This window comes from Sphingomonas agri (genome assembly GCF_038148795.1).
Taxonomy (GTDB): domain Bacteria; phylum Pseudomonadota; class Alphaproteobacteria; order Sphingomonadales; family Sphingomonadaceae; genus Sphingomicrobium; species Sphingomicrobium agri.
The window spans coordinates 634,776-659,397 of record NZ_JBAPEU010000001.1 but is presented as its reverse complement, the minus strand read 5'-3'; the positions used below and the strand labels follow the sequence as shown (position 1 = coordinate 659,397).

16 protein-coding genes and 1 tRNA gene are annotated in these 24,622 nt (G+C 64.0%); 6 read left to right on the top strand and 11 right to left on the bottom strand.

Annotation, left to right across the window (positions count from 1 at the left end):
* Positions 1-50: 50 nt before the first annotated feature.
* The 4 genes from V8192_RS03275 (at position 51) to V8192_RS03260 (ending at position 3,848) form a co-directional block, all read left to right on the top strand.
* Positions 51-827 (top strand): DUF2059 domain-containing protein, encoded by a 777-nt coding sequence (locus V8192_RS03275; protein WP_341631617.1) that lies wholly within the window; start codon positions 51-53, stop codon positions 825-827.
* A 69-nt stretch (positions 828-896) separates the two neighbouring features.
* A complete protein-coding gene (glpX, locus tag V8192_RS03270; RefSeq protein WP_341631616.1) occupies positions 897-1,883 on the top strand; it encodes a class II fructose-bisphosphatase in 987 nt (328 codons plus the stop codon).
* Positions 1,884-1,942: 59 nt separating this feature from the next.
* Positions 1,943-3,730, top strand: coding sequence for a single-stranded-DNA-specific exonuclease RecJ (gene recJ, locus V8192_RS03265; RefSeq protein ID WP_341631615.1), 1,788 nt, complete (start codon positions 1,943-1,945; stop codon positions 3,728-3,730).
* A 42-nt stretch (positions 3,731-3,772) separates the two neighbouring features.
* Positions 3,773-3,848: transfer RNA gene (locus tag V8192_RS03260), tRNA-Glu, on the top strand.
* 125 nt (positions 3,849-3,973) lie between these two features.
* Here the strand turns inward: V8192_RS03260 and V8192_RS03255 are convergent.
* Positions 3,974-4,921 carry a winged helix-turn-helix domain-containing protein gene (locus tag V8192_RS03255; RefSeq protein WP_341631614.1) on the bottom strand — a complete coding sequence of 316 codons (948 nt, stop codon included), beginning with the start codon at positions 4,919-4,921 and terminating at the stop codon, positions 3,974-3,976.
* 162 nt (positions 4,922-5,083) lie between these two features.
* Between V8192_RS03255 and V8192_RS03250 the strand changes: the two genes are divergently transcribed.
* Positions 5,084-11,380, top strand: coding sequence for a hypothetical protein (locus tag V8192_RS03250; protein ID WP_341631613.1), 6,297 nt, complete (start codon positions 5,084-5,086; stop codon positions 11,378-11,380).
* A gap of 203 nt (positions 11,381-11,583) precedes the next feature.
* Positions 11,584-11,934 (top strand): PilZ domain-containing protein, encoded by a 351-nt coding sequence (locus tag V8192_RS03245; protein ID WP_341631612.1) that lies wholly within the window; start codon positions 11,584-11,586, stop codon positions 11,932-11,934.
* A 74-nt stretch (positions 11,935-12,008) separates the two neighbouring features.
* Here the strand turns inward: V8192_RS03245 and V8192_RS03240 are convergent, their stop codons facing one another.
* The 10 genes from V8192_RS03240 to V8192_RS03195 form a co-directional block, all read right to left on the bottom strand.
* A complete protein-coding gene (locus V8192_RS03240) occupies positions 12,009-14,069 on the bottom strand; it encodes a TonB-dependent receptor (protein ID WP_341631611.1) in 2,061 nt (686 codons plus the stop codon).
* An 86-nt stretch (positions 14,070-14,155) separates the two neighbouring features.
* Positions 14,156-15,025, bottom strand: coding sequence for a dienelactone hydrolase family protein (locus V8192_RS03235; protein WP_341631610.1), 870 nt, complete (start codon positions 15,023-15,025; stop codon positions 14,156-14,158).
* Positions 15,026-15,113: 88 nt separating this feature from the next.
* Positions 15,114-15,722, bottom strand: a complete 609-nt coding sequence (eda, locus tag V8192_RS03230; RefSeq protein ID WP_341631609.1) for a bifunctional 4-hydroxy-2-oxoglutarate aldolase/2-dehydro-3-deoxy-phosphogluconate aldolase — start codon at positions 15,720-15,722, stop codon at positions 15,114-15,116.
* Positions 15,719-16,687: a glucokinase gene (glk, locus tag V8192_RS03225; protein ID WP_373276310.1), complete on the bottom strand. Its 969-nt coding sequence runs from the start codon at positions 16,685-16,687 to the stop codon at positions 15,719-15,721. The genes eda and glk overlap by 4 nt, the downstream gene beginning before the upstream one ends.
* Positions 16,684-18,522 carry a phosphogluconate dehydratase gene (gene edd / locus V8192_RS03220; protein WP_341631608.1) on the bottom strand — a complete coding sequence of 613 codons (1,839 nt, stop codon included), beginning with the start codon at positions 18,520-18,522 and terminating at the stop codon, positions 16,684-16,686. The genes glk and edd overlap by 4 nt, the downstream gene beginning before the upstream one ends.
* A gap of 10 nt (positions 18,523-18,532) precedes the next feature.
* Positions 18,533-19,990, bottom strand: coding sequence for a glucose-6-phosphate dehydrogenase (gene zwf, locus V8192_RS03215; protein WP_341631607.1), 1,458 nt, complete (start codon positions 19,988-19,990; stop codon positions 18,533-18,535).
* Between the two features lie 63 nt (positions 19,991-20,053).
* Complete coding sequence (locus V8192_RS03210) at positions 20,054-21,313, bottom strand: MgtC/SapB family protein (protein ID WP_341631606.1); 1,260 nt, start codon at positions 21,311-21,313, stop codon at positions 20,054-20,056.
* Positions 21,314-21,328: 15 nt separating this feature from the next.
* Positions 21,329-23,389 carry an alkaline phosphatase D family protein gene (locus tag V8192_RS03205; RefSeq protein WP_341631605.1) on the bottom strand — a complete coding sequence of 687 codons (2,061 nt, stop codon included), beginning with the start codon at positions 23,387-23,389 and terminating at the stop codon, positions 21,329-21,331.
* A gap of 3 nt (positions 23,390-23,392) precedes the next feature.
* Positions 23,393-24,232 (bottom strand): S-formylglutathione hydrolase, encoded by an 840-nt coding sequence (fghA, locus tag V8192_RS03200; RefSeq protein ID WP_341631604.1) that lies wholly within the window; start codon positions 24,230-24,232, stop codon positions 23,393-23,395.
* Between the two features lies 1 nt (position 24,233).
* A complete protein-coding gene (locus V8192_RS03195; RefSeq protein ID WP_341631603.1) occupies positions 24,234-24,617 on the bottom strand; it encodes a VOC family protein in 384 nt (127 codons plus the stop codon).
* Positions 24,618-24,622 lie beyond the last annotated feature (5 nt).

Genomic DNA, 24,622 nt, shown 5'->3' with positions numbered 1-24,622 from the left:
GCAGCAAAGAGTGCTGCGCATAGTCGTGCCCCTCAGCACGGGGGACAACGATGAAGAAGTCCGGCTTGACCCTTGCCTTTGCAGCAACAGTTTGGCTCGCAAGCCTATCGGTAGCCGCCCCCGCTCGGGGTTCGCCCGGCAAGGATGCAGCGGCGGCGCCGGCCCCGGTCACGGCGCTGCCGGCCAACAAGTCGGCAAAATCGCCGCCCGATTTCGATGCGATGTTCGCCTTCATGGACAAGCTCTTCCCGCCGCAGCCCGACCCGGATTCCGCCCGCCTTGCGCTTGCGCGCACCGCGACCGAGGCGATGTGGCCCAACGGCGCTTATGGGAAGATGATGTCGGATTTCATCGGCGGCACGTTCGATCGCATGCTGCAGCTCAAGACCTCGGATCTCGACGGGCTCTCGAGCAAGCCGCACAAGTCCGCGGCCGCAGGAAAAGACGTGCCGCTCCACGAACAGGTTGCGGCCAAGGACCCCTATTTCGACCAGCGCATGGTTGCCATGCACGAGGCGGTCGACGCCGAAATGGGAAAGATCTCGGCGATCATCGATCCGCGCATGCGCGAGGGCCTTGCGCGCGCGATGGCGCGGCGTTTCGATGCGCGACAGCTCGGCGAAATCGATCTTTTCTTCGCCAGCCCGACCGGGAAGGCGTTCGCCGGCCAGTATATGCAGCTTTGGATCGATCCCGACACGATCCGCTCGATCTTCTCGAGCATGCCCGATTTGATGAAACTGATGCCCGAACTGATGCAAAAGCTGAGAGCTGCCGACGACAAGTTCCCAAAGCGCGCGACGCCCTCAGCCGCCAAGCGGCCCTGAGCCGGCGCGCTCGACAAGGATGGGCCTAAACCCTATCGGCTGGCGCTCCACAACAGGAGCCAATCGCGCATGTCCGCCGCCGGCAGTCACGTACTCGACCGAGTCCTCGTTCTTGAAATGGTACGGGTCACCGAAGCGGCCGCGATCGCGGCCTCGAAACTGATCGGTCGCGGCGACGAGAAGGCCGCGGATGCGGCCGCGGTCGAAGCGATGCGTGCGGCGCTGAACGAACTGCCGTTCGACGGCACGGTGGTAATCGGTGAAGGCGAGCGCGACGAGGCTCCGATGCTCTACATCGGGGAACGGGTGGGCTCGGCGCAGGGTAGCGGCCCCAGGATCGACATTGCACTTGATCCGCTCGAGGGTACGACCATCACCGCAAAGGCAGGTCCGAACGCGCTCGCGGTCCTCGCCATCGCGGAAAACGGCTGCCTCCTCAATGCGCCGGACACCTATATGCAGAAGCTCGCTGTGGGACCAGGCTATCCTCAGGGCACGATCGACCTTTCAAGATCGGTGAGCGACAACATCCGCTCGATCGCAAAGGCCAAGGGCGTCGCGCCCGGCGAGATCACCGCCTGCGTACTCGACCGCGACCGGCATCAGGAGATCATCCAGGAGCTCCGTTCACTTGGGTGCAGCGTCAGGCTGATCCCGGACGGTGACGTCGCCGGCGTGATTGCAGTTGCCGATCCCGATACGGGCATCGACGTATATGTCGGCACCGGAGGCGCGCCCGAAGGAGTTCTTGCCGCGGCAGCGCTGCGCTGCGTTGGCGGCCAGATGCAGGGCCGGCTGGTGTTCAGGAACGATGATGAGGTGGAACGGGCGCACCGCTGGGGCATCGAGGATCTCGAGCGGATCTACACGATGGAGGACATGGCGCAGGGTGACTGCATCTTTGCGGCAACGGGCGTCACCGACGGCTCGCTGCTAAAAGGCGTTCATCGGCGCAACAATTGCGTCTCGACCGAGAGCGTCGTGATGCGGGCAAGCACGGGTACTGTGAGGCGCGTTTCCACAGAATATCGCGACCTCAAGCACCGCGGCCTCTGATTCTCCATTGCGGGGAACGCTCTAACCAAGCAATTCATAGGGCGGGAGGCCCTCGAGGATTGCTTCACTCCGTTCGCAACGACTGTCCGACTGCCGGCGCGTCCGCGCTCAACATCGATATTTCGGTGACCGGGCAGCCATGGCGCTGGCGCCGTCCACCCGATGCTTCCCTTGGAATGGATGAGCTGGTCGACGAGCTGCTGCTGGCGCGGGGCATCGAACGCGAGGACCTCGCACGGCACCGCGAGCCCAGGATCCGTGATTTCCTTCCCGATCCAAGCTGCTTCAAGGACATGGACAAGGGCGCAGCACGGCTCGCCGATGCACTTCAGCGCGGCGAGAGCATCGCGGTCTTCGGCGATTATGACGTCGACGGAGCAACGAGCGCAGCGCTTCTCGTCATACTGCTGCGCCGGCTCGGCGGGGAGCCCATCATTTATATCCCTGACCGGCTGATGGAGGGATATGGGCCCTCCGGCAAAGCACTCGTCGAGCTGAAGGCGCGAGGAGCAAGTCTTGCAATCTGCGTCGATTGCGGGGCGCAGGCCTTTGATGCGCTAGAAGAAGCGCGCCACGCCGGGCTCGACGTAATCGTTGTCGATCACCACCAGTGTGCAAGCATTCTTCCGGTGGCCTTTGCACTCATCAACCCGAACCGGCTCGATGAGAATGCGGACGGAGCCGCGCACGGCCATCTCGCCGCGGTCGGAATGGCTTTCCTCCTTGGCGTCGCGCTTCTTCGCGAGTTGAGAAGCCGCGGCTTTTTCGAAGCACTTGCGGAGCCCGCAATCCTTGATCTCCTCGATCTCGTTGCGCTGGGAACGGTCGCTGACGTTGCACGGCTTAGAACTCTGAACCGTGCCTTCGTCGCGCAGGGTCTGAAGGTGATGGCGGCGCGGCGAAACATCGGGCTGTCCGCGCTCGCAGAGGCTGCGCGACTGGTGAAACCCGCATCCTGCCGCGACTTGGGCTTTGCGCTCGGACCCAGGATCAATGCGGGAGGCCGCGTCGGCAAATCCGATCTCGGCGTCAGGCTCTTGACGTCCAATGACCCCGAGGAAGCCCGGACAATTGCCTCCGAGCTCGACCGTCTCAACGAGGAACGCCGGGCCATCGAGATGCTGGTCTGCGAGCAGGCGGAGGCGCAGGCATCCGAGCAGGCGGGCTCCCCCGTCATCACGGTCATGAGTTCGGGCTGGCACCAGGGTGTCATCGGGATCGTCGCGGGTCGATTGAAGGAAAGGTTTGGCCGTCCCGCGATCGTCATCGCCGAGACGGAAGATGGCACCGGCAAGGGTTCCGGACGCTCGCTCTCGGGTGTCGACCTTGGCGCGGCGGTGCTTGCTGCGAAGGACTCCGGCCTCCTCATTGCCGGGGGCGGTCACGCAATGGCGGCAGGACTGACGCTCCCAAAAGGAGGCCTCGAGGCTTTCCGGAACTTCATCAGCGAACGGCTCGCATCCGACGTCGAGAAGGCGCGGGGCGACCGGGCCCTTCTTCTCGATGCACTTATTGCCCCCGGCGGGGTCGCAGCATCGCTCTGCGACGCCCTCGATTCGGCGGGCCCCTATGGCGCCGGATGGCCGAACCCGCGGGTGGCCGCGGGGCCCGTGCGTCTACTCAAGACCGGTATCGTGGGTGACAGCCATGTCCGCGGCCTTGGCTGCGGGGATGACGGCAAGACCTTCAAGTGGATCGCCTTCAGAAGCGCCGCAGGCCCCCTTGGGCAGGCTCTGCTCTCGTCGGCGGCCGATCAACGCTGGTGGCTGGCGGGCACCATCAAGCGGGACGAATGGAATGGCGGCAATGCCGCCGAGATGCACCTTGAGGATGCCGCCTTTGCTTGACGCCCTTGGGCCCCTCGCCTAACCGGCGAGCCGCCCTTAACCGGCCCCATCGTCTAGCGGTCTAGGACGTCGCCCTTTCACGGCGAAAACACGGGTTCGAGTCCCGTTGGGGTCACCAATCAAATCATCAGCTTAACTGCGCCCGTGAACTGACAGCGCAGGCTGGCCGCGAACAGAGGCAAGTAACCGGCGGCAGGGTCAACCGGTGAAGCTTGACATAATGACCCATCAGAGAAGCTGACGTTAGCGCCGCGCGATTTCGTATGATGCCAGGCAGCGGTCGCCGTACGGCCTGTAGCCTGCGAAACACATCGTCCGGATGCTCTGCGTCACCGGGTGGTTCGGCCCGCAGTAACGGATCGCCTTCGCGATGCTGTAGGGCGTGTCACCCCAGACATTGCGATGGTCGAGCCTGGCGCCGCCGTCGATCAGGGTGCGCACCATCAGCACCATCTGCTCCTGATTGTGGCCGCGGTCCCACTCGCACATGCCGAGCACATAGTTGATCGCTGCATTGCCCTCATTGTCGAAAGGCGTGTTGGGGTTCCAGCCAGCGGCTAGCATCCGCTCGATAGTGCCGACGTCGAGCTTCCGAAGCGCGTTGGCGGCGTCGCGTTGAGTGAGGCCGGGGGCGGCCACATTGGTCCTCGTTGCCGATACGTATTGCCCCGGCCCGAGCGCGAACACCGCGACGAGAACTGCAATCAGCAGCCCTCCTGAGACCGACAGCAGGCGCGGCGAGGCGGTCCATGCCGGGAGCGTCTTAACGGGCGCCGCGGGAGCTGCAGGCCGCAACTCGCCGCTGTTCGCCCACGACAGCCGCGGCGCAGTCTCGCTGCCCTCGACCTCGACCGGGATGCTGAGCCGGTAGCCGATCCTCGGCACCGTCTCGATGATGTGCGGGTTGCGATGCTCGTCGCCAAGCGCATGCCGCAGCTTGTGGATCGCGGTCGTCAGCGAAGCTTCGACGACGGTGACGTCAGGCCAGATGCGGTCGAGCAGCTCTTCCTTGGACACGAGGTCGCCGGCGCGGCCGAGCAGCTCGCGGAGCAGCTCGAGCGGCTTGGTTTCGATCGGCACGCGCTGCCCGGCGACGACCAGCGCCCAATTCGCTTCGTCGAAAACGCAGTCCGCAAACACCCAGCGGCGACGACGACGCTGCTCAACTCCACTCGGCCTCGAATCGGGCATCCCCCACGCCCCTTCAGAAAACCTTCAGAACGACGTCATGACAGCGATTAGTCACTTAGCGCAAGCACTTCGGTTGCTAGATCGAGTCGGCGAGAAGGGGCGCCGGCCGTCCTGGCCAGTGAGCGTTCGTGCCGGAAGAATACATAAGGGGGGCATATAAATATGCGTGCGACGCCATTCACGGCGCGGCTGCTTGCCGCGACGGCACTCGGGCTGACGACCAGCTCCGCCTACGCGGCCGATTACGGCATCTTGGTCTCGGACCCGAACCCAGCGCCCCTCAATCTATTCAACGGTTCGCTTATTACCGGGGACAAAACCGGGCTGCTTTCAACTGGCGGACGGCTCAATCTCTCGATCTCCGGCTATACCTGGATCATCGGGAATGGCGGCCATGGAGGCGCAGTCTCACCCGACGGTGGCATCGTCATTAACGGGGATGGCGCTGATATCAGCCTGGTCTTTGAGGATCCTGCCGTCAGCCCACCCGTCGTCGAAGGCGCACGCTTCGGGATCACGACCGCGTATTTTTTCAACAGCGCCACAGGCGAATTGGAGGGCCGCGCGACAGGCACGACGGTGACCAATAACGGCGGAACCATCATCGGTGATTCTGACGACGGTGTCCGGCTGATAGGCGGTGGGTCAATCACCAACAGCGGCTACATCGCGGGAATGAGCGGTTCGTCTGCGGACGGCGTCTCGATGTTCGCTTTCGAAGACCAGGACACGAGCGCAATGACCGGCATCGGCACGGTCACGAACCTTCTTGGTGGAACCATCCAAGGCCAGCGCTTCGGCGTGATCCTTAGCGGCGGCGGGAACATCGAAAACAGCGGCCTGATCCAGGGAACTGACGGCGGCGGCATCCTCATCCAGGCTCAGAGTGACTCGGACCTTGGGAAGATCGGAACAGTCACCAACAGCGGCACCGGATCGATCCTCGGAGGTGTTCGCTTCAACAGTCTCGACAGCGCAAGCCTGGACAATGCCGGGATCATCACCAGCGCGAATAACAATGGCAGCTCACCGCTGCGCGCAGGCGTCGAGAGCTGGAACCCGCTATCGCTGACAAACGCAGCCACCGGCGACATCTACGGTGCGACCAACGGGATTACCTCGAATGGCTCGAGCCTGACCCTCGACAATGCCGGGACGATCCGCGGCGACGGGTCCAGCAGCGGTTATTTCGATGGGAACGGCGGTGTCATCATCGCCGGTGGGCCGGCAACAATCACCAACAGCGGCATCATCTCGGGCGCCAGGTACGGCATATCGACGATCTATTTCACCGACCCCGAAACCGGCCAGCAAAGCGGCCTCGCGACCGGCACCACGATCAACAACAGCGGCGTCATCTCGGGCGACAACGACGACGCCATCCACCTGATCGGCGGCGGTACCGTCACCAACAGCGGCCAGCTCCTTGGCCTCAACGCGTCCGGCGTGGTGATGTTCGCATTCGGTAACCAGGACCTCAGCCAGGTCACCGACTTGGGCACCGTCAACAACCTTGCCGGCGGGTTGATCCAGGGCTCGCTCGCCGTTTTCATTGGTGACGGCGGAACCGTCAACAATGCGGGGACGATCACCGGCGACTTCCGCGCTGTCGAGATCGCGCGCTGGTGGGACCCGGGGCGCGCCGGGGCAGTCAACAACAGCGGCACGATCAACGGCAACATCGACTTCGACTCGCTCGACAGCGCGACCGTCACCAACAGCGGCACTATCGCCAACCCGACGGGCGACGCGATCATCAGCAACAGCACGCTCACGGTCGACAATACGGATACCGCATCAATCACCGGCTCCGCCAGCGGCATTCGGACGAGCGGGCCGTCGCTGACGGTTGCCAATGACGGGACGATCCGCGGCAACGGCGGCAATGGCAGCGTCTTCAACTCGGATGGCGGAATCATCATTTCCGGAGGGCCGGCAGCGATCACGAACACCGGCGACATCTCCGGCGCGCGCTTCGGCATCTCTACCATCTATTTTACCAATCCCGACAATTCGACCGTTGGCCGTGCGATCGGTACCGCGGTGGGCAACGGCGGTTCGATCATCGGCGAGAACGATGATGGCATCCGGCTCATCGGCGGCGGAACGGTCACCAACAGCGGCTACATCTCGGGCAGGACGAGTGTTGGCGCCGACGGTATCTCGATGTTCGCCTACAATGGCCAGAACACCGCGGGCATGACCAGCATCGGCTCGGTCACCAATCTCGCCGGCGGCTTCATCCAAGGGAACCGCTTCGGCGTGGTCCTGTTCGGCGGCGGCACCGTCGATAATGCCGGCACCATCGATCACACGGTCAATGTCGCCGGCTCGCCTTTGCTCGGTGCCGGTCAATTCGGCCTCGTCAACAACAGCGGCAGCATCATCAACGGTGGAATCTCTTTGACCTCGCTCGAAGCCGCAAGCGTCAACAACAGCGGCCACACCCCGACCATCGGCTTTGCCGGCGACGGGACGGCGAGCGTCGTCAACAGCGGCACGGTCAACTATTTCACGTCGTTCAGCACCGTCGGCACCGCGACTGTTGATAACGGCGGCTCGATCGGAGAAGGGCTCGTCTTCAACCAGACAACGACAGCCAACGTCACCAACAGCGGATCGATCACCGCCACCAACACGCCCGACGTCGTCGGAACCACGCGCGACGCGGTCTACAGCGACGCGGCGCTGCTCCTCACCAACACGTCGACCGGTTCGATCAATGGTTTCCGTGACGGCGTTCGGACGGACGGAACGTCGGCCACGATCAACAATGCAGGGACCATTCGCGGCCTCGGCACGAATTCTGGCCAGGCGACGCCCGGCGCGGGGATCGTCGTTGCGGGCGGACCTTCGACCATCACCAACAGCGGCAGCATCTCGGGGGCCCGGTTCGGCCTCACCACGTCGGTCTTCACCGATCCGTCAACGCAGGCGCAGAGCGGACGCGCAATCGGCTCGACCGTCAACAACAGCGGTTCAATCATCGGCGACAATGACGACGGCGTTCGCCTGATCGGCGGCGGCACGGTCGCCAACAGCGGCTATATCGCGGGGCGGGTCGGGGCGGCGGCCGACGGCGTGTCGATGTTCTCCTTCTCCGATCAGAACCTGACTAGCTTCACGGTCATCGGCAGCGTTACCAACAGCCCGAGCGGCGTGATCGAGGGAAACCGCTTCGGCGTGATCCTCAGCAACGGCGGCAACGTCAGCAACGCAGGAACCATCACCGGGAAAAGCGGCAGCATCCTCCTCCAGGCACAGGCCGTTGGCGCCGAACCCCCGCGCAATGGCTCGGTCACCAACAGCGGCACGCTGAACGGTACCGTCCAGTTCAACAATCTCGCCAACGCTAGCGTGGCCAACAGCGGCAGCATCTCCGCACTATCGGGCAACGGCGTGTTCACGACGGCACCGAGCGGATCGCTGACCGTCAACAACCAGGCAACCGGCTCGCTTGCCGGCGCGAGCAGCGGGATCCGGAGCGAGGGGTCGAGCCTGTCGGTGACCAATGCCGGCACGATCCGCGGCAACGGAACGCTGTTCACGCTGCGCGCCGCAGACGCGGGCATCCTGATCCTCGGGGGACCTGCGACGATCAACAATAGCGGCAATATCTCGGGCGCCGGCTTCGGGATCACGACCGGCGTGTATTCGGACCCGAACAACAATGCGGCGAGCGGCCGTGCGGCCGGTTCAACCGTCATCAACAGCGGCTCGATCATCGGTGACAGCAACGACGGTGTACGCCTGATCGGCGGCGGGACAGTGACCAACAGCGGATATATCGCCGGCCGTGTCGGCACCGGGGCCGACGGCGTCTCGATGTTTGCGTACGATGACCAGGATACAACGGCGCTTCCGCAGATCGGGACCGTCAACAACATGGCCGGCAGCACGATCGAGGGCTTCCGCTTCGGAATCATCCAGAGCGGCGGGGGCACGATCAACAATGCGGGCACGATCAACGGCGGCGCCAATGGCGCGATCCTGATCCAGACCGGCTTCATCGGGGGCAAGACCGGCAACGTCGCCAACAGCGGGACGATCAACGGGTCGACGAGCTTCTACGATCTCACGACCGCCGCCGTGACGAACAGCGGGTTGATGAACGGCGGCGTATCGTTCGACACCGTACCTACAGCCACACTGGCCAACACGGGCACGATCAATGGAGGCAGCAGCAACGGGCTCACGGCGAACAACAATGTCACGGTCACGAACAGCGCTGCAGGATCGATCACCGGTGCAAGCGGCATCTACTCAACCGGTGGTTCGTCGCTAACACTCACCAATGCCGGCACTATCACTGGAGGGTCCGGCTTCGGCGCCTTTTCGGCTGGCTCCATCAACATCAGCAATAGCGGTGCCATCAATTCGAATTCCAGCGGCATAAGCTCGCTTGGTGGCGGAAGCGTCACGAACGGCGGGTCGATCATTAGCAGCAATGGCGTCGGCATTTCCTTCTCCGGAAACACATCGACTGCCACCCTGACAAACGCCGCGGGCGCTTTGATTCAAGGTTCCGTTCAGGGCATTCTCGCTGACAGCAATGTCTCCGCGACGGTGACGAATGCTGGTTTGGTGAAGGGCGATGTCGCCCTCCTGGGACCTAGCGGGTCACTCTCCAACTCCGGAGCGATCAACGGTCTTGTCGTTTTCTCCGGATCGACGGCCGCGCTCTCGAACAGTGGAACCATCGCAAGCGCCGGCGGGACCGCCGTCAACGGGGTCAGGAGCTTGACCAATTCGGGAGTGATTAACGGGGGGACGGGAACCGCGGTCTCGATGACGTCCGGCAACGACACCGCAACCCTTCAAACTGGCTCGTCGATCAGCGGCGCGGTGGATGGCGGAAATGGATCCGACACGCTGCGCCTCTCCGGTACCGTCTCCACGCCGACCGCGTCCCAGACCGTTGGGCGTTTCCTCAACTTCGAGACGTTCAACGTGCTCGGCGGTTACTGGACCGCGCCGACCACGACCGGCAGCTTCACCACGACGACGCTCAGCGGCGGCGCGCTTGCCGTCAACGGCACACTCACCTCGCCCGTCGTGGTCAATGCTGCCGCGATGCTCGCTGGCACTGGCACGATCACAGGCAACGTCACGATGAACACGGGGGGCATCATCAGTCCCGGCACCAATTCGATCGGCACCCTCAACGTCGCAGGCAACGTCCTCTTCAACGGCGGCTCGACGTTCAGCGTTCAGACTAACCCGAATGGGACCTCGGACCGGCTCGCCGTCACGGGCGCCGTGAATATCAATAAGGGTGCGACGCTCCAGGTACTTGCCGGGATCTTCCCGAATTACCCGGCGACGAGCAACTACCTCGTCATGACCGCGAACGGCGGCATCAGCGGGAAGTTCGACACCGTCGTCACCGACTATGCTTACTTCAAGGCGACAGTGAACACGCAGCAGAAGGGTACGATCACGGTCCAGATTGCGCCCAACGGCAAGCCGTTGCCGTCGGCCGCGACCGTGTCGACCTTCAGCACGGCGAGCGCGGTGGATAGCCTCGGGACGACCAGCCCGATCTACGAGAAGGTGCTTTACCAGTCACTGACCGGGGCCCGGCAGGCCTTTACGTCCCTCTCTGGCTCGGCCTACGCCCGCCTCGACGGGCTGATGGCGAGCGAGATCGGCCGTGTCGAACTCGGCTTCGACAGCGACAAGTCGGCTGCTCCAACGCTCGAATGGAGTACCGCGAACTCTTTCACCGCGCGTGGGCTCCAGTCCGCAACGGCGATGGGCCGCGGCAAGCTGTCCCTGATGATGGTCGGTGGCCGTTATTCGACGCGGCTCGCGACCGAGAGCATTCGTGCTGACGTCGACACGCGCTTCCTCGCCAGCGCCGCCGGTTACCGCTCGGGCCGCTTCCAGGCGCTCGCGAGCGTGACCTCGGCCTGGCACAACGTCAGCGTCGAGCGCACCATCGCCTTCCCCGGCTTCGCCGACCGCACCAGCGCGCGCTACGCGGCCGAGAGCCACCGCGTCGACCTTGAAGGCTCCTATGCCCTAACCCGCGGCGCCATTGCGATCGCGCCTTACGGTGGCCTCTCGCACCTGATGATGAAGTCGCAGGCGTTCGAGGAAAGCGGCGGCGTCTCAACGCTGGCCTTCGGCCACGACAGCCGCACCATCGACCAGTTGCGGCTCGGGGTCCGTGCCCGCGCCACGTTCGCGCTCGGCCCGGTCAAACTGTCGCCGCACGCTGACGTCTCGTTCAATCGCTCGTGGGGCGATGTCGAGGCGGCGCGCGAGGCGCGGTTCGTAACCGGCAATGCGGGCTTCGACAGCATCGGTACCGGGCTCGACAGCCGCCTGACGGACATCGACGCAGGCATCGACGCAAAGCTTGGCCGAGTGACCTTGACCGGCGGCTATCGCGGCCGGCTCGGCAACCGCTGGCGCGATCACAGCGCCCTGTTGCGCGCAGCACTGCAATTCTGAATTAAACCGCTGATCCCGATTGGATTTGGCCCCCAAACGACCAGCAATAAGCAGACCGGAAAAAAAAGCTCAGTCGAGCGAGCCGAGAGGCTCCCCTACGAAGGGCATGAGCGCCTCTCTGCTTATTGGTCCATTTTCGACCATTGCCAGGGGCCGGCATTTACACTCTGGCAGCACCCTGCTGCTATCCCGGTCTCTGGAAAATGATGGCAAGTCCTGCTCCCACTCCTCACGACGATGCTTTTGCGGACCGCCGCGTCTATCCGCGGGTCCCGGTCGCTCTGCCGTCGTTCCTTCAGGCGAACGGGGAGCGCCATTCCGTCCGGATACTCGATTTATCTGCGGGCGGCGCGAAGGTGAGCTGCCCGGTTAGTCTGGCAACGGGGACGTCGGTGATACTGGACTGCGGAATGCTTGGCCGTTCTGCAGTCGTCAGATGGCACAGCGGGGACCTTCTGGGCCTTTGCTTCGACAGCGAACTGGAAGCCCGCGACATTTCGGCCCTGATGGAGCGATCGAAAGCCCTCCAGGCCTGGATGAAAACGAGGGAATAGCCTTCATCCGCGGGTCTTGCCGCGGGCCCCACCGCATTCGCTCCAGCTTCGCAGCCCGTTTTTGATCGGGTGTCCTAGAAGCCCTGCTCGATCCCCAGGGTTATCGCCCGGCCCCGCGCGCGCCGCGTCCAGCCTCCTTCGAGGTTCGAGGCGTCGTTGGTGAGGTATCGCACGTCGGTGAGGTTGGCGAGGTCGATCCGGAAGTCCGAGAGCCGTCCACCGAGGCCAGCATGGTAAACCGCTGACAGGCCCACCGTTGCATAGCCGCCGGCCCGGGCGCCGTTCGGGTCCGTCAAGGCGGGAGAACGAAGCACTCCGCTCGAGGCGGTGGCAGTTGCCGACAGGGCGAGCTTTCCGGATCGCCACGTCACACCGGCCGAGCCGCTGACGGGCCTTTCGCTCGAAAGGCGCACCCAGTCGCTGGCGGCCGCAATGGTCGCCGCCGAGAAGAGTCCCGAATTATCGATGATATCGCGGCCGCGCGCATTCGAGAGCGACATGTTCACCCAGGCCGAAAGCGGCTTGGTGGCATAGGTTGCCGACAATTCGAGACCCTCAAACCGCGCTCGCCTGAAGGCGAATCCTTCGGAAAGTGCCGAGCCGATGATCTGCCGTTCGGTCAGATAGTTGCGGGTGGATCGCACGTAGGCGTCCGCTCCAAGAGTGAGGGCGCCCAGTCGGTACTGGACGCCCGCGTCGAAATAATCGTCGCGTTCAGTCGGTAGCGCAGCGGTGCCGTTCTCATCATCGAGAGGAGAAGCAGTGACGTAGCGCGCATAGCCAAGGTGGGCGGTCAGCCCTCCAGGCGAAGTCCAGACAAAACTTGCACGAGGCTGGAACTTGGCCGGCGATTTGAGACCGCGCAGCCAGTCAACCCTGAGGCCCGGATTGAATGTGAGCTTGGAGGCAAGCTTCCACTCGTCCTGGACGTAGATGCCGATCGCATCCCGGTGCGCTTCGAAGCTCTCGATCCCCGTTTCGCCTTCGTGGGCTGTCGAACGGCTCGCGAGAAGGCCGCCCCTTATAGCGTGCGAACCACCGCTGTCGTACGAGAGATCGACCTGCGTCCCGAAGGTCGAACGGCGCTCTCGGGTGTGATCGGCGAAGGAGGCCTTGTTGGTGCCCCCGCCAAAGAACAAGGACGATTGGACCGTGAAGCTGCCGGAACTGTGCTGGTAGGTGGCAACCCCATAATTGTCGCCGCTTTCCTCGACCCCGGCCGGCAGGCTCGTCGCACCGATCTTGTGGTGCTCGTGAGATCCCCCAAGGATGAAGGATACCCGGTCCTCGGGGCCGAGAATGCGATCGGCAAATGCCAGTCCCTCCGCCTCGCGGGTGTGGTCACGAGCGGGGTTGCCGGCGAGGTCCGCGACATCGGATCGGTCGAATTGCAGGCTGCCAGACGCAAACAGGCTCGTGCCGAAGACAGAACCTGCCCATTCAAATGCCGGTTCGACGAACGCGTCCGAGCCTGCGTAGAACTCGAGCTCTCCGCCGTGCCTGTAGAGGCCGTTCTTGGTCGTGATGCTGATGACGCCCGCCGGAACGAAGCCATATTGCGCCGGGAGAGTCCCGGTGATGACCCGCGTCGTTTGTGCAAGCCGGATGCTGAGATGATCGGCGGGATCCGCGACGGCTTCCGGGACGATAACGTCGTTGATTCGAACCTGCACGTCCTTTGACCCGCGGATCGTCAGCGCATCCCCCGAAGAGGCGACACCTGGCGTCTGGGCAAGCATGACCGCCATGCTGCTGGTCTCGCCGCCCGGCCGGTCATCGATCGCATCGTTGCCTAGCGAATAGACGGTGGCGCCGAGCGCAGGATTGATCTGCGTGCGCGCGACGTCGAGCTTGTGTCCGGTGACGACCACGATGGTCGCCGGCTGCGCCTTGCCCTCGTCTTCATCCTCATCAGCCGCTTGGGGCCCGGCAGCCGTTGAAGAGGCACCCGTCTTCCGCGTGTCGCCCTCGTCAGCCGGGCGGACCTCGCCTCCCCTTCGCGGAGTCGGTCGTCCTTCAGGCGCTCCCGGTTTCGGCGCAGCAACCGGCGCAGCACTCCGGGACTTGTCGTCATCTTCGCCGGGCGAACCCGACGCGGCGACGGAAAGAAGGAGGGCAACGATGATCATTGGCATTTCGGCAGCCTTGGCCGGAGCCTCGAGAGCCGACAAGTTGCAAAGCTGCAATGATGCGACGAGGGTGCGTTACTGCACGGACGCGTTCAGGTGAGTGCAGTCCGATAAAGCTGCAACAGGGCACTCCAAGCTCGCTCTGCTTGTACCTGGTCGTAGACCTGGCTGCCGGGCACGCACCAGCCGTGGTTGGCGGGGTAGACCTCGACAATAGCCTTGCGCCTGGCGGCCGCGAAAGCGGCCTTGAGCTCGTCCTTCACCTGCGGCTGCTGCTTGTCGTCGTTCTGCGCCTGCAACACGAGCCACATCGACGCCGGACCGGTTTTCGGGATCAGTAGGTGCGGGCTGTTCAGATCCTTGGTCACGAGCCCATTTCCGCCATGGAAACTGCCGATCGCGCCGATCCTTCCGGCGACGACCGCAGCCGTTCGAAAGGCAAGCGTGCCGCCCATGCAATAGCCCTGGACACCGGCCTTTGCGCGCTTGCTCGTCTTGGGCTGCGCGTCGAGGAAGGCGAGGTAGGCGCTGGCATCCTTGTCGATCCCCTGATCGCTCATCGCCTTTCGGTAGCCCGTCAGCACCTCGCGTGTTGCCGGGTCATTGAAATCGATCGGCCCGGCCATGACCGGGGCCTTCTTGGACCGGTAAAAGGGATTGGGAACGAGAACGACATAGCCTTGCCCCGCGAGCCGGCGCCCCATTTCACGGAACGCCGGGCGGAGTCCCATGATGTCGGGCCACATCAGGACAGCCGGAAACTGGCCTGACTTTTTCGGGGTGAAAAGCACTGCATCGGCAGTGCCGTCAGGCGTCCTGATCGTCACGTCCTTCTCGGTCACTGCCGGGCTCGGCAGCGCCGCATGCGCAGCTCCCGCCGCAGCAGCGGCGATCAGGCCGAATGCGCGCCTCGTGATTCGGGTGTCTTCGACCAGGCCCGGATGGATGAACTCGTCACACATTGCTGAAGGTCTCCCTCGCGAGAGCGACGGTGTTCCACGACCAGGGCTCGCGCGCAATGCCCGCCTCTTGCGGCGTCAATGCGGTGACTTAGCCTCTCAGTTCGGCAGCAGCCCGGGCGCGCTCGGCGATCGCATCGAGGCTGTCGCCGGGCTTTACGAACCAGGTTCCCCCGACACAGAGAACCGGATCAAGCGAAAGCCAGGCGGCTGCGGTCTCCTGGCGGATGCCGCCAGTTGGGCAGAAACGGCTGCCGGCGAAAGGCCCTGCGAGCGCTTTGAGGGCGGTGATGCCGCCCGAGGCTTCTGCCGGAAAGAACTTGAACCGCTCGAGCCCGAGATCGAGGCCGCGCATGATGTCGGATGCGGTCGCGATTCCCGGGAGATAGGGGACGCCCGACTGCACCACGGCTTTTCCGAGCAGCTCCGTAATTCCAGGCGAAACGATGAAGCTGCTGCCGGCCTCGATGGCCTCCCCGAGCTGGCGCTCGCTGACAACCGTCCCGGCACCGACGATCGTGCCGGGCACGCGTGCCATCTCGCGTATCGCATGAAATGCAAGCGGCGTCCTCAGAGTCACTTCCAGAACCGGCAGACCGGCCCCGACGAACGTTTCGGCAAACGCCGCCCAGTCGCGATCCTGGTCGAGTATCAAAACGGGAATGACCGGGGCTGCATGCATGATTTCGTCGATAGTCATCCGTGCTCCTTAGCGAATGCCGCGGCGGCGCCGAACAGGCCCGGTTCGGGATAGGTGATGAGCTTCACCGGAATTTCATCCATGCGGCGTTCAAAGCGCCCCTTGGCGACGAAACGGTCGCGAAAACCGGACCTCGGCAAATGCTCGGCAACGCGCGCGCCGACACCGCCTGCAATGACCAGGCCCGAGGCGCCCTGCGCCAGTGCCATGTCGCCGGCAACGGCGCCAAGCGTCAGGCAGAAGCGGTCGAGGGCTGCGTTGGCAAGACTGTCGGAGCCGGCGAGCGCTGCTCCCCACAATTGCGCTTCGTCGTGAAACTGAAGGCCTTGTCCCTCGATCGCCCCGAGGGCCTGGTAGATGTTCCACAAGCCCGGGCCCGAGGCGATCCGCTCGACCGAGACCCGCCTGAAACTCTTGCGCAGCTGCAAAAGCAACTGGTCCTCGAGGCTGTCGAGCGGCGCGAAATCGACGTGACCGCCTTCGGTCTCGATCACGTGATACCGGCCGGCTTTCCTTAGTAGCGCGGCAACCCCCAACCCGGTGCCGGGTCCGACGATGGAAATGATCCCCGCAGGAGGCAGCGGGGCATCGGGTCCGCAGATATGCCGGAAATGCTCGTCGCCAAGGCAAGCCACAGCATGAGCAACAGCGCCGAAATCGTTGACGATCGTGTATCGGCCAACGCCCAGACGCTCCTCGATGAGAGCCGGCCGGATCACCCAGGGATTGTTGGTCAGCTTGAGAAAGTCACCGTGGACGGGCCCAGCCAAGGCAATGGCAAGTTCAGCGGGCAGGTCGGTACCCGTGCGCCTGCCGAATTCCTCCCAGGCGAGCTGGAAGCTCGCATGCTGCGCCGTCTTGAGCGTGACCGGAGGGCTGAGCGAGGCGACGCGCCCGCCGTCGATTTCGGCAAGCGCAAAGCGGGCGTGAGTGCCGCCGATATCGGCGACTGCGATCCGTTTCAACGGCCGTCCTGGGCAAACCCCGACGGCTGCTCCGCTTCCATTGCTGCAATCATCGCTGAAGCGCCTGCCTCCGCCCCATTTACATGCATGCGCATCAGCGCGAACAGCTCGCGTCCCGTCCCTGAAGGGGGCGGCGGCGAATTGGAGGGTGGCCGCGAGGCGAGATCGACGCCCAGCGCCTCGAGGATTCCTGCCCGCGCGTCCAGACGGATCATGTCCCCGTCGCGAACGCGGGCGAGCGGTCCATCGGGCAGCGCTTCGGGCGAAACATGGATGGCCGCCGGCACTTTGCCGCTCGCGCCCGACATCCGCCCGTCGGTGATGAGCGCGACACGGTGCCCACGGTCTTGGAGGACGCCGAGCGTCGGGGTCAGCTTGTGGAGTTCCGGCATTCCGTTCGCGCGCGGGCCCTGGAAGCGGACGACCACGGTGACATCGCGATCCAGTTCTCCAGCACTGAACGCTTCGAGCACCGCGTTCTGGTCGGAAAAGCAACGCGCCGGCGCTTCGATGATCCAGCGCTCCTCGTCGATGGCGCTGGTCTTGAATACTGCGCGCCCGAGATTGCCCTTCACAAGCCGCAGCCCGCCGTCGGGCTGGAACGGGTCAGAAGCAGGCCGCAGCATGTCAATATCGGCGCTTTCCTCGCTGCTTCTCCACACCAGTTCATCGCCGTGAAGTTCAGGATTGCCGATCCACGCCTCCATCGAATCGGCGCCCGCCGTCAGCTGATCGGTATGGATGAGGCCCTGCCGCGCGAGCGTGTAGGTGACGAACGCCATTCCTCCGGCGTCCTGGAAATCGTTCACGTCCTTCGATCCATTGGGATAGACGCGCGCGACGAGCGGCACCCTCGACGACAAGTCGGCAAAATCCTGCCAGTCGATCTGGATGCCGGCAGACCGGGCGATTGCCGGCAAGTGGATGAAATGGTTGGTCGAGCCGCCCGTTGCGAGGAGGCCCGCCATGGCGTTCACGATCGCCTTTTCGTTCACGACCTCGGCAAGCGGCCGCTCACCTTTCCTGGCGAGGTCGGCAAGCCGGTGCACGGCGGCGCGGGTCAGCGCCTGCCGGAGCGGGGTTCCAGGATTGATGAAGGCAGCATTGGGCACGTGCAGGCCCATCATCTCCATCATCATCTGATTGCTGTTGGCAGTGCCGTAGAAGGTGCAGGTGCCAGGCGCGTGGTATGAGCGGCTCTCGGCCTCGAGTAATTCCTCCCGTCCGGCCTTGCCCTCGGCGTAGAGCTGCCGGACCCGCTGTTTCTCCTTGTTGGGAAGGCCCGACGGCATCGGGCCCCCAGGGACCAGCAGCATCGGCAGATGGCCGAACCGCAGCGCCCCGATGAGGAGGCCGGGAACGATCTTGTCGCAGATGCCCAGCAGTGCCGCGGCATCGAACATGCCGTGGCTCAGCGCAATTGCAGTTCCCATTGCAATCACGTCCCGGCTGAACAGCGACAGATCCATCCCCGGCTGGCCCTGCGTCACGCCGTCGCACATTGCAGGAACGCCGCCGGCGACCTGGGCGGTCGCACCAACTTCCCGAGCGAAGATCTTCATCTGCTCGGGGTAGCGCCCATAAGGCTGATGCGCCGAAAGCATGTCGTTGTAGGCCGTGACGATGCCGATGTTCGGCCCGGCGAGACGGCTGATCAGGTCCTTGTCCTGCCCCGCTGCTGCAAAGCCGTGCGCAAAATTGCCGCAGCTGAGGCGCGGGCGATCGATCCCCCGCTCTTTTTGATCAGCCATCAACTCGAGGTAGCGCCGCCTCGTGGGCTTCGACCGCTCGATCACCCGGTCGGTAACGCGCGCAACAATGGAATCGAGAACCATGGGTCTCGCCTTACTCGTGCCAGCTGATGCCGTCTCGCTCCGTGAGCGCGATTGCCGCGGACGGCCCCCATGTTCCGGCCGGGTAAGGACGCGGACCCGTTGCCTGGTCGGCCCAGGCCGCGCGGATACGGTCGATCCAGGCCCATTGCGCCTCGACCTCGTCGCGGCGGACGAAGAGCGTCGGATCTCCCTCGATAAGATCGAGCAGCAATCGTTCGTAGGCGATGCGGCGGCGGTATTCGCTGAACGCATTGGCAAGGCCGATGTCGAGCGGGATCTCCCGAAGCCGGACGCCCTGGCGGTCAAGTCCAGGGGTCTTCGCCATCAGCCGAAGTTCAATGCTTTCCTGCGGCTGAAGGCCGATAATCAGCTTGTTGGGACGTGTCGTCGCTCCGCGCGAGGCGAAGATCGAATAAGGCACGTCCTTGAACTGGATGAAGATCTCGGTGTCGCGCTCGGGCATGCGCTTGCCGGTGCGCAGATAGAAGGGAACACCCTTCCACCGCCAATTGTCGATGTGGACCTTGAGCGCGACAAAGGTTTCGGTCGGGCTCTCGTGGCCGACCTCTTCGGCATATCCCGGCACCGGGGCGCCGTCGATCGCGCCGTGCGTATATTGTCCAGTGACAGTCATCTGCGGTGCGTCAGCTGCAGTGATCGGCCGGAGCGCCCGCAAGACCTTCACCTTCTCGTCACGGACTGCAGCAGCATTGAAGTCCGACGGCGGCTCCATCGCCACCAGCGCGAGGAGCTGGAGCATGTGGTTCTGGACCATGTCGCGAAGTGCGCCGGCGCTTTCGTAATAATCGGCGCGCCCCTCGAGCCCGACCGTCTCCGCGACGGTGATCTGCACATGATCGATATGCGTGCTGTTCCAGAGCGGCTCGAACATCGAGTTGGCGAACCTCAGCGCGATGAGGTTCTGGACGGTCTCCTTGCCCAGATAATGGTCGATCCGGAATGTCCGCTCCTCGGGAAAGGCGGCGGCGACCGCGTCATTGATCTCGCGACTGGACTCAAGGTCCGTCCCGAGCGGTTTTTCAAGCGCCATCCGGACGGTCGGACAGGCAAGCCCGGTAGCCTCGAGCCCGTCGATGACGGGCTTGAACAGCGAAGGAGCGGTCGAGAGGAATATCCCGACGCCGCGACACGGGTCGCCGATCGCTTCCGAGAGCTTCCCGAAACTCGACTGGTCGTTGATATCGATTGGCACGTAATGGAGGCGCGAGAGGAAACGCTGCGCGATGCCCGCGGCGTAAAAGCCCTCGGGCAGATATTCCTGGAGCGCCGCATCGGCCCGCTCGCGAAAGGCGGCATCGTCGAGCTCGCTTCGTGCGGTGCCGATGATCCTCAGGCCGTCCGGCAGCAACCCGTCGGAATCGAGGCCGTACAGCGATGGCAGCAGCATGCGCCTTGCAAGATCGCCGGTCGCGCCGAACATCACGAGTGTCGAGATACGGTCGGTCATTTCGGTGGTAGCGCTATATTGCTATTCCGCCGTAGGCAAAGGGCAGTCGTACCGCGCAAGCTTTTAGAGCCTGGTCCAGGCAAGACCGATCATGACCGCGAGCGCGGCGACGCTGCTCGCCATCGCGATCGCCGCTGGAAGCCCCCGGCGGCCCCCGTAGACGAACGTGATCCCGATCTTCACCGCCATGTTGATGATGATCGTCCCCGCGATCGCCATCGCCGCAGGCAGCGCTCCGATCGAGCTCGCCGGAAGACCGCCAAGAGTGACGATCGCAACATCCACGTCCATGCTGCCGATGATCAGCAGGAGAACGGCAAGGCCGCTCTGACCGAAGCTGCCCTCGGCCCATCTCGCAGCAACTGCTGCAACTCCGACGAAGAGGACGAAACCGAGGGCCGGAAGCAAGGCGATCGGGTTGCCGGGAGGAGCGGGGCCCTGGTGTTTGGGCGCCTTGCGATAGAGCCAGAAGCCCGCGGCCCATGCGACGATGATCGCTGGAGCCAGGAGAATGAGGACAGGGATCAGGGCACGTGTTGAGAAGATCGCGATGAGGACCGGCACGCGCAGGTACATGACCGCCGTCGCGAACGCGATTCCTGCTGGTTCGGCGCCGCTTTGCTCTTCACTGCCGAGCCGCTGGGCGAGCGCCTGGGTCACCGCCGTCGAGCTATAAGCGCCGCCGATAAGAGCGGTCGCAACGGTCCCATGCCGTTCACCGAATATGCGGTTGGCGACGTAGCCGAGGAACGAAAACCCGGTAACGAGCACAACAACCAGCCAGAGCCGCTGCGGATTCCATGCCCCCAGGGGCCCGTAGTTGCCGTTTGGAAGAAACGGCAGCACGGCGCCGGCGATGACCGCATAGCGCGCGAGTGCCTGGACGTCGGCCTCGTCGAGCTTCTCAAGGAAGCCGTGAAGCTCGGCCTTGAGTGCCAGCAGGAGCGTGACGATTGTTGCTCCGGCAATCGCGAATCCCGGGTCTCCGAACCCCGCGATGAATCCCAGTCCGATGGTCACCAGCGCCGCGACAGGCGTCGTTGCATCGGGCTTGTGCTTGAGATCGGGCCGATGTGCATAGCCGATCGCAAGAACCGCGGCCGTCGCTGCAACGAGGGACCCGGCAACGAGCGGCTGGCGCAACTGGCCGGCAAGCCCCGCAAGCGCCGCGACCAGACCGACGAGCGTGAAGGTGCGCACGCCCGCAACGCGCGTTCCGCCGCGAAGTCCGCGTAGGTCGAAGCCGCGTTCGATCCCGATCAGCAGTCCGCAAGCAAGGCCGGTCGCCGCGCAGGCGGCCTGCCAGTACCAGCCCGAACTCATGCAGGAACCCCCCAGTCAGATCGAGAGGCCGGGATCTCCTTCGAGGATCTGCTGGACAAGCCTGGGGCGTTCGCCCGGATTCCAGATCGGCGCACGATGCACGACGCGGTAGCGGAGCGGACCGCCGTCCGGGCGATCGCTGCGCACGATCGGCCGCGGAATACAGACGAACTCCGTTCGCATTTCATCACCGCTGATCCGAACCGTTGCATAGCCGTGCCCTCCCAAATCGACGAAGTCGAGGTGCGGGGCAAGATCGGGATTCGACAGGCGCTGGGCGCGCTTCAGGTCGAAGTTCCGAGCATAGTCGAGGCAGGAGCGGACGCCGTGCTTCAGCAGCATGTTGAAGGTCCAGTCCGGTTTGCCGGCGCCCGGGCGGTCGGCAAGGAAGAGTGCGCGCAGCGGATGGTCCCTTGGTAGTCGATGCTCATAGGCCTCCATCACGCCCGGACTTGCAAGCGAGGCGCCGACGAAGCTGAGGCCTACGGGTTCGAACTTGCCCGGCGGCAGTTCTGCCGATGCATAGCCCGCCCAGAAGCTGTGGCGATCGCCGGAGACTATCGCAAAGCCCGCAATCCCTGAATCCCGCACGAGGTCGTAAATTTCGCGCCGCTCGACGTACGCACTGCCGTGATCGCCGCCGCCAAGGCTCGCATAGCCGCCCGGCCATTGCTGCTTGGTAAGGCCGGCAGGAAGGTTCTGCGGGTCGGCGCGCCAGTCGAGGCAGCCAAGCGAATTCGCCCAGATCTTCCAGGTGGCCGTCGAGGCCCTCAGCTTGTCCTTGAACCAGGCCTTCTGCCTCGCCCCGAGGATGGTTTGCGCAGGGGCTGCTTTCTGGGGATTGGGAATGCGCACCTCGCCGAACACCAGTTCGGCTGGCGGATTGCCCCCGTTGAAGGATCGGCCGCCGTCGAGGATCTGCATCGCGTCCTCTGGAAACATGCCGTTGAACTCGGATCCGCCAAGGCTCGCAAGTGAGGGGTCGTCGGTCGGGTCTTTGCTGCGATAGCTGTGCTGGTCGGTGATGATGAGGTCGAGGTGCCGGCCGTAGCGGAGCGCCCGGTAGCCAATCAGGCTGTTGATTGCGACGAGGTTGTTGGGTTCGACCCCGAGACCATTTTCGTCCCATTTGTCGATCGCGATATTCTTGACGGGCGGCGGCCCGAAGACGTCGAGCGAGCCACTGGGCGCTCTGACCCGGGCTGGAATATATTCGAACCAGGCCTGGTTTGCCGCGACTTTCACGCTCTGACCCGGACGTCCTGCATCGCCTGGCTTCACGATGCTCTGCCATCCCTGCCAGGAGAATTCGTGATTGTCCCACATGCTGACGAAGGGCCAGCGCGCGCGTGCATCCTCAAGGTCGGGGTCGGCAAGATAGCCTCGATAGACCGCTCGGTAGCCATCGACCGTCAGAGGGTAATGAAGATTGCCGTTCTTCCCGCCGTCCGGAATCCGCGCGACCTCGTAGATGGTGCGGTCGTATCGGGTCTTCACCTCGTCCGGATATTCGACCACCTCGTAAATGAAGTCGCCGAGGTGGAGAACGAATGCCAGCTGATCCTGCGGGTCTGCACGCTCGTCTTCGAAGATCATCCTTCGATAGGCGTTGAGCTTCCCCTCGTTGACGCTCTGGCAGCTAACGAACGCGAAATTGACCGGGCGCTCGTCGCTCTCGGTTGGCGCGGTGATGGTCCGGCCGACGCGGCTGCCGTTTCCCTCGTCATCGGTGAATCGGTACCAGTAGATGCGCGAGGGCTCGAGACCGCCGACGAGGACGCGCGTCGTCCAGTCCGACGCTGGTGAAACGGTTGCCCGGGCGCGCGCCACGACTGCTCGGAAGTCCTTGTCCGTTGCAACCTCTACGGTCAGCCGACGGCGAGTGCCCTTCGCAAACGGGCGCCGCGTCCACAGGATGACACTGCCCGAATCAGGGTCGCCCGAAGCGACACCCTGCGGATAAAGCTCCCTTCGCTCATGCCATTGGACGCGCGATGCCTTCGCTCGTCCGCACCAGGCCGCCGATGCTCCAATCGCCGCCGCGACCTGGATGAATTCGCGGCGGCTGAGGCTCATCGACTATTCCCTTCGCATCCTCTCCGCGTGCCATGCCAGATGATCGGCCATGAACGTCGAGATGAAGAAATAACTGTGGTCGTACCCCGGCTGGATCCGGAGATTGAGCTGGATCCCGGCCTTTGCGCATGCTCCCTCGAGGAGCTCGGGTCGCAACTCCTTTTCGATGAACGGGTCGGCATCACCGACGTCGATGAGTAGTTCTGGAAGACGCGCGCCGGCTTCGATGAGCGCAACCGCGTCATGTTTGCGCCAGATTGAGCGGTCCTCACCCAGATAGCCTCCAAGCGCCTTCTGCCCCCAGGGCACCTCGCTCGGAGCGACGATCGGCGCGAACGCCGACACCGAACGAAAGCGGCCAGCCTGGCTGAGTGCTATCGTCAGAGCGCCGTGTCCGCCCATCGAGTGGCCGGTAATTCCCTGCCGGCTCATGTCCCCTGGAAACTCGGCCGCGACCAGCGCTGGAAGTTCCTCGGTTATGTAGCTCCACATTCGGTAATGCCTTGCGAAAGGCTCTTGCGTTGCATCGACGTAGAAGCCGGCGCCCTTGCCGAAATCATAGGCTTCAACGTCGGGAACTTGCTCGCCGCGCGGGCTCGTATCAGGTGCGACAAAAATAAGGCCGAGTTTAGCGCAGGCCGCGCGATATTCGCCTTTCTCGGTGACATTCGCGGACGTGCAGGTGAGCCCCGAGAGGTACCAGATCACCGGCAGCTTCTCGTTAGACCCCGCTCCTGGCGGCAGGTAGATAGAAAAGGTCATGTCGGTCGAGGTCGCAGCCGACGCATGCCTGACGACGAGCTGCCGCCCGCCGTGAGACTTGTTCTCCGAAACGATCTCCACCTTATTCAGCCGGCATCCTGTGGAGTCCGCACAGCTTGTTGCCGTCCGGGTCGCGCAGATAAGCGAGATAGAGCGGACCAAAGCTTCCCTGGCGAACGCCTGGCGGATCTTCGATAGACGTCCCGCCGGCAGCGACCCCCGCATCGTGCCACGCCTTCACCTGTTGCGGGCTGTCGATCGTAAAGCCGATGGTCGAGCCATTTCCATTGGTTGCAGTTGCGCCGTTCAGCGGCGGCCGCACCATGAAAAGAGCGCCGTGGTGCAGATAGTTGACACCCTTCTCGTCTGCCCGCCCCGGCTTCGCCCCGACCGCCTCGAACAGCGCGTCATAGAAACGCTTTGAACGCCCGATGTCGTTGCTGCCGACCATGATGTGGCTGAACATTTTCC

Excerpts from the sequence above, each read along its gene's own strand:
- V8192_RS03275 (WP_341631617.1), top strand. The coding sequence starts at position 51 with ATGAAGAAGTCCGGCTTGACCCTTGCCTTTGCAGCAACAGTTTGGCTC.
- glpX (WP_341631616.1), top strand. The coding sequence starts at position 897 with ATGTCCGCCGCCGGCAGTCACGTACTCGACCGAGTCCTCGTTCTTGAA.
- V8192_RS03255 (WP_341631614.1), bottom strand. The coding sequence starts at position 4,921 with ATGCCCGATTCGAGGCCGAGTGGAGTTGAGCAGCGTCGTCGTCGCCGC.
- V8192_RS03250 (WP_341631613.1), top strand. The coding sequence starts at position 5,084 with ATGCGTGCGACGCCATTCACGGCGCGGCTGCTTGCCGCGACGGCACTC.
- V8192_RS03245 (WP_341631612.1), top strand. The coding sequence starts at position 11,584 with ATGATGGCAAGTCCTGCTCCCACTCCTCACGACGATGCTTTTGCGGAC.
- V8192_RS03240 (WP_341631611.1), bottom strand. The coding sequence starts at position 14,069 with ATGCCAATGATCATCGTTGCCCTCCTTCTTTCCGTCGCCGCGTCGGGT.
- V8192_RS03235 (WP_341631610.1), bottom strand. The coding sequence starts at position 15,025 with ATGTGTGACGAGTTCATCCATCCGGGCCTGGTCGAAGACACCCGAATC.
- eda (WP_341631609.1), bottom strand. The coding sequence starts at position 15,722 with ATGACTATCGACGAAATCATGCATGCAGCCCCGGTCATTCCCGTTTTG.
- edd (WP_341631608.1), bottom strand. The coding sequence starts at position 18,522 with ATGGTTCTCGATTCCATTGTTGCGCGCGTTACCGACCGGGTGATCGAG.
- zwf (WP_341631607.1), bottom strand. The coding sequence starts at position 19,990 with ATGACCGACCGTATCTCGACACTCGTGATGTTCGGCGCGACCGGCGAT.
- V8192_RS03210 (WP_341631606.1), bottom strand. The coding sequence starts at position 21,313 with ATGAGTTCGGGCTGGTACTGGCAGGCCGCCTGCGCGGCGACCGGCCTT.
- V8192_RS03205 (WP_341631605.1), bottom strand. The coding sequence starts at position 23,389 with ATGAGCCTCAGCCGCCGCGAATTCATCCAGGTCGCGGCGGCGATTGGA.
- V8192_RS03195 (WP_341631603.1), bottom strand. The coding sequence starts at position 24,617 with ATGTTCAGCCACATCATGGTCGGCAGCAACGACATCGGGCGTTCAAAG.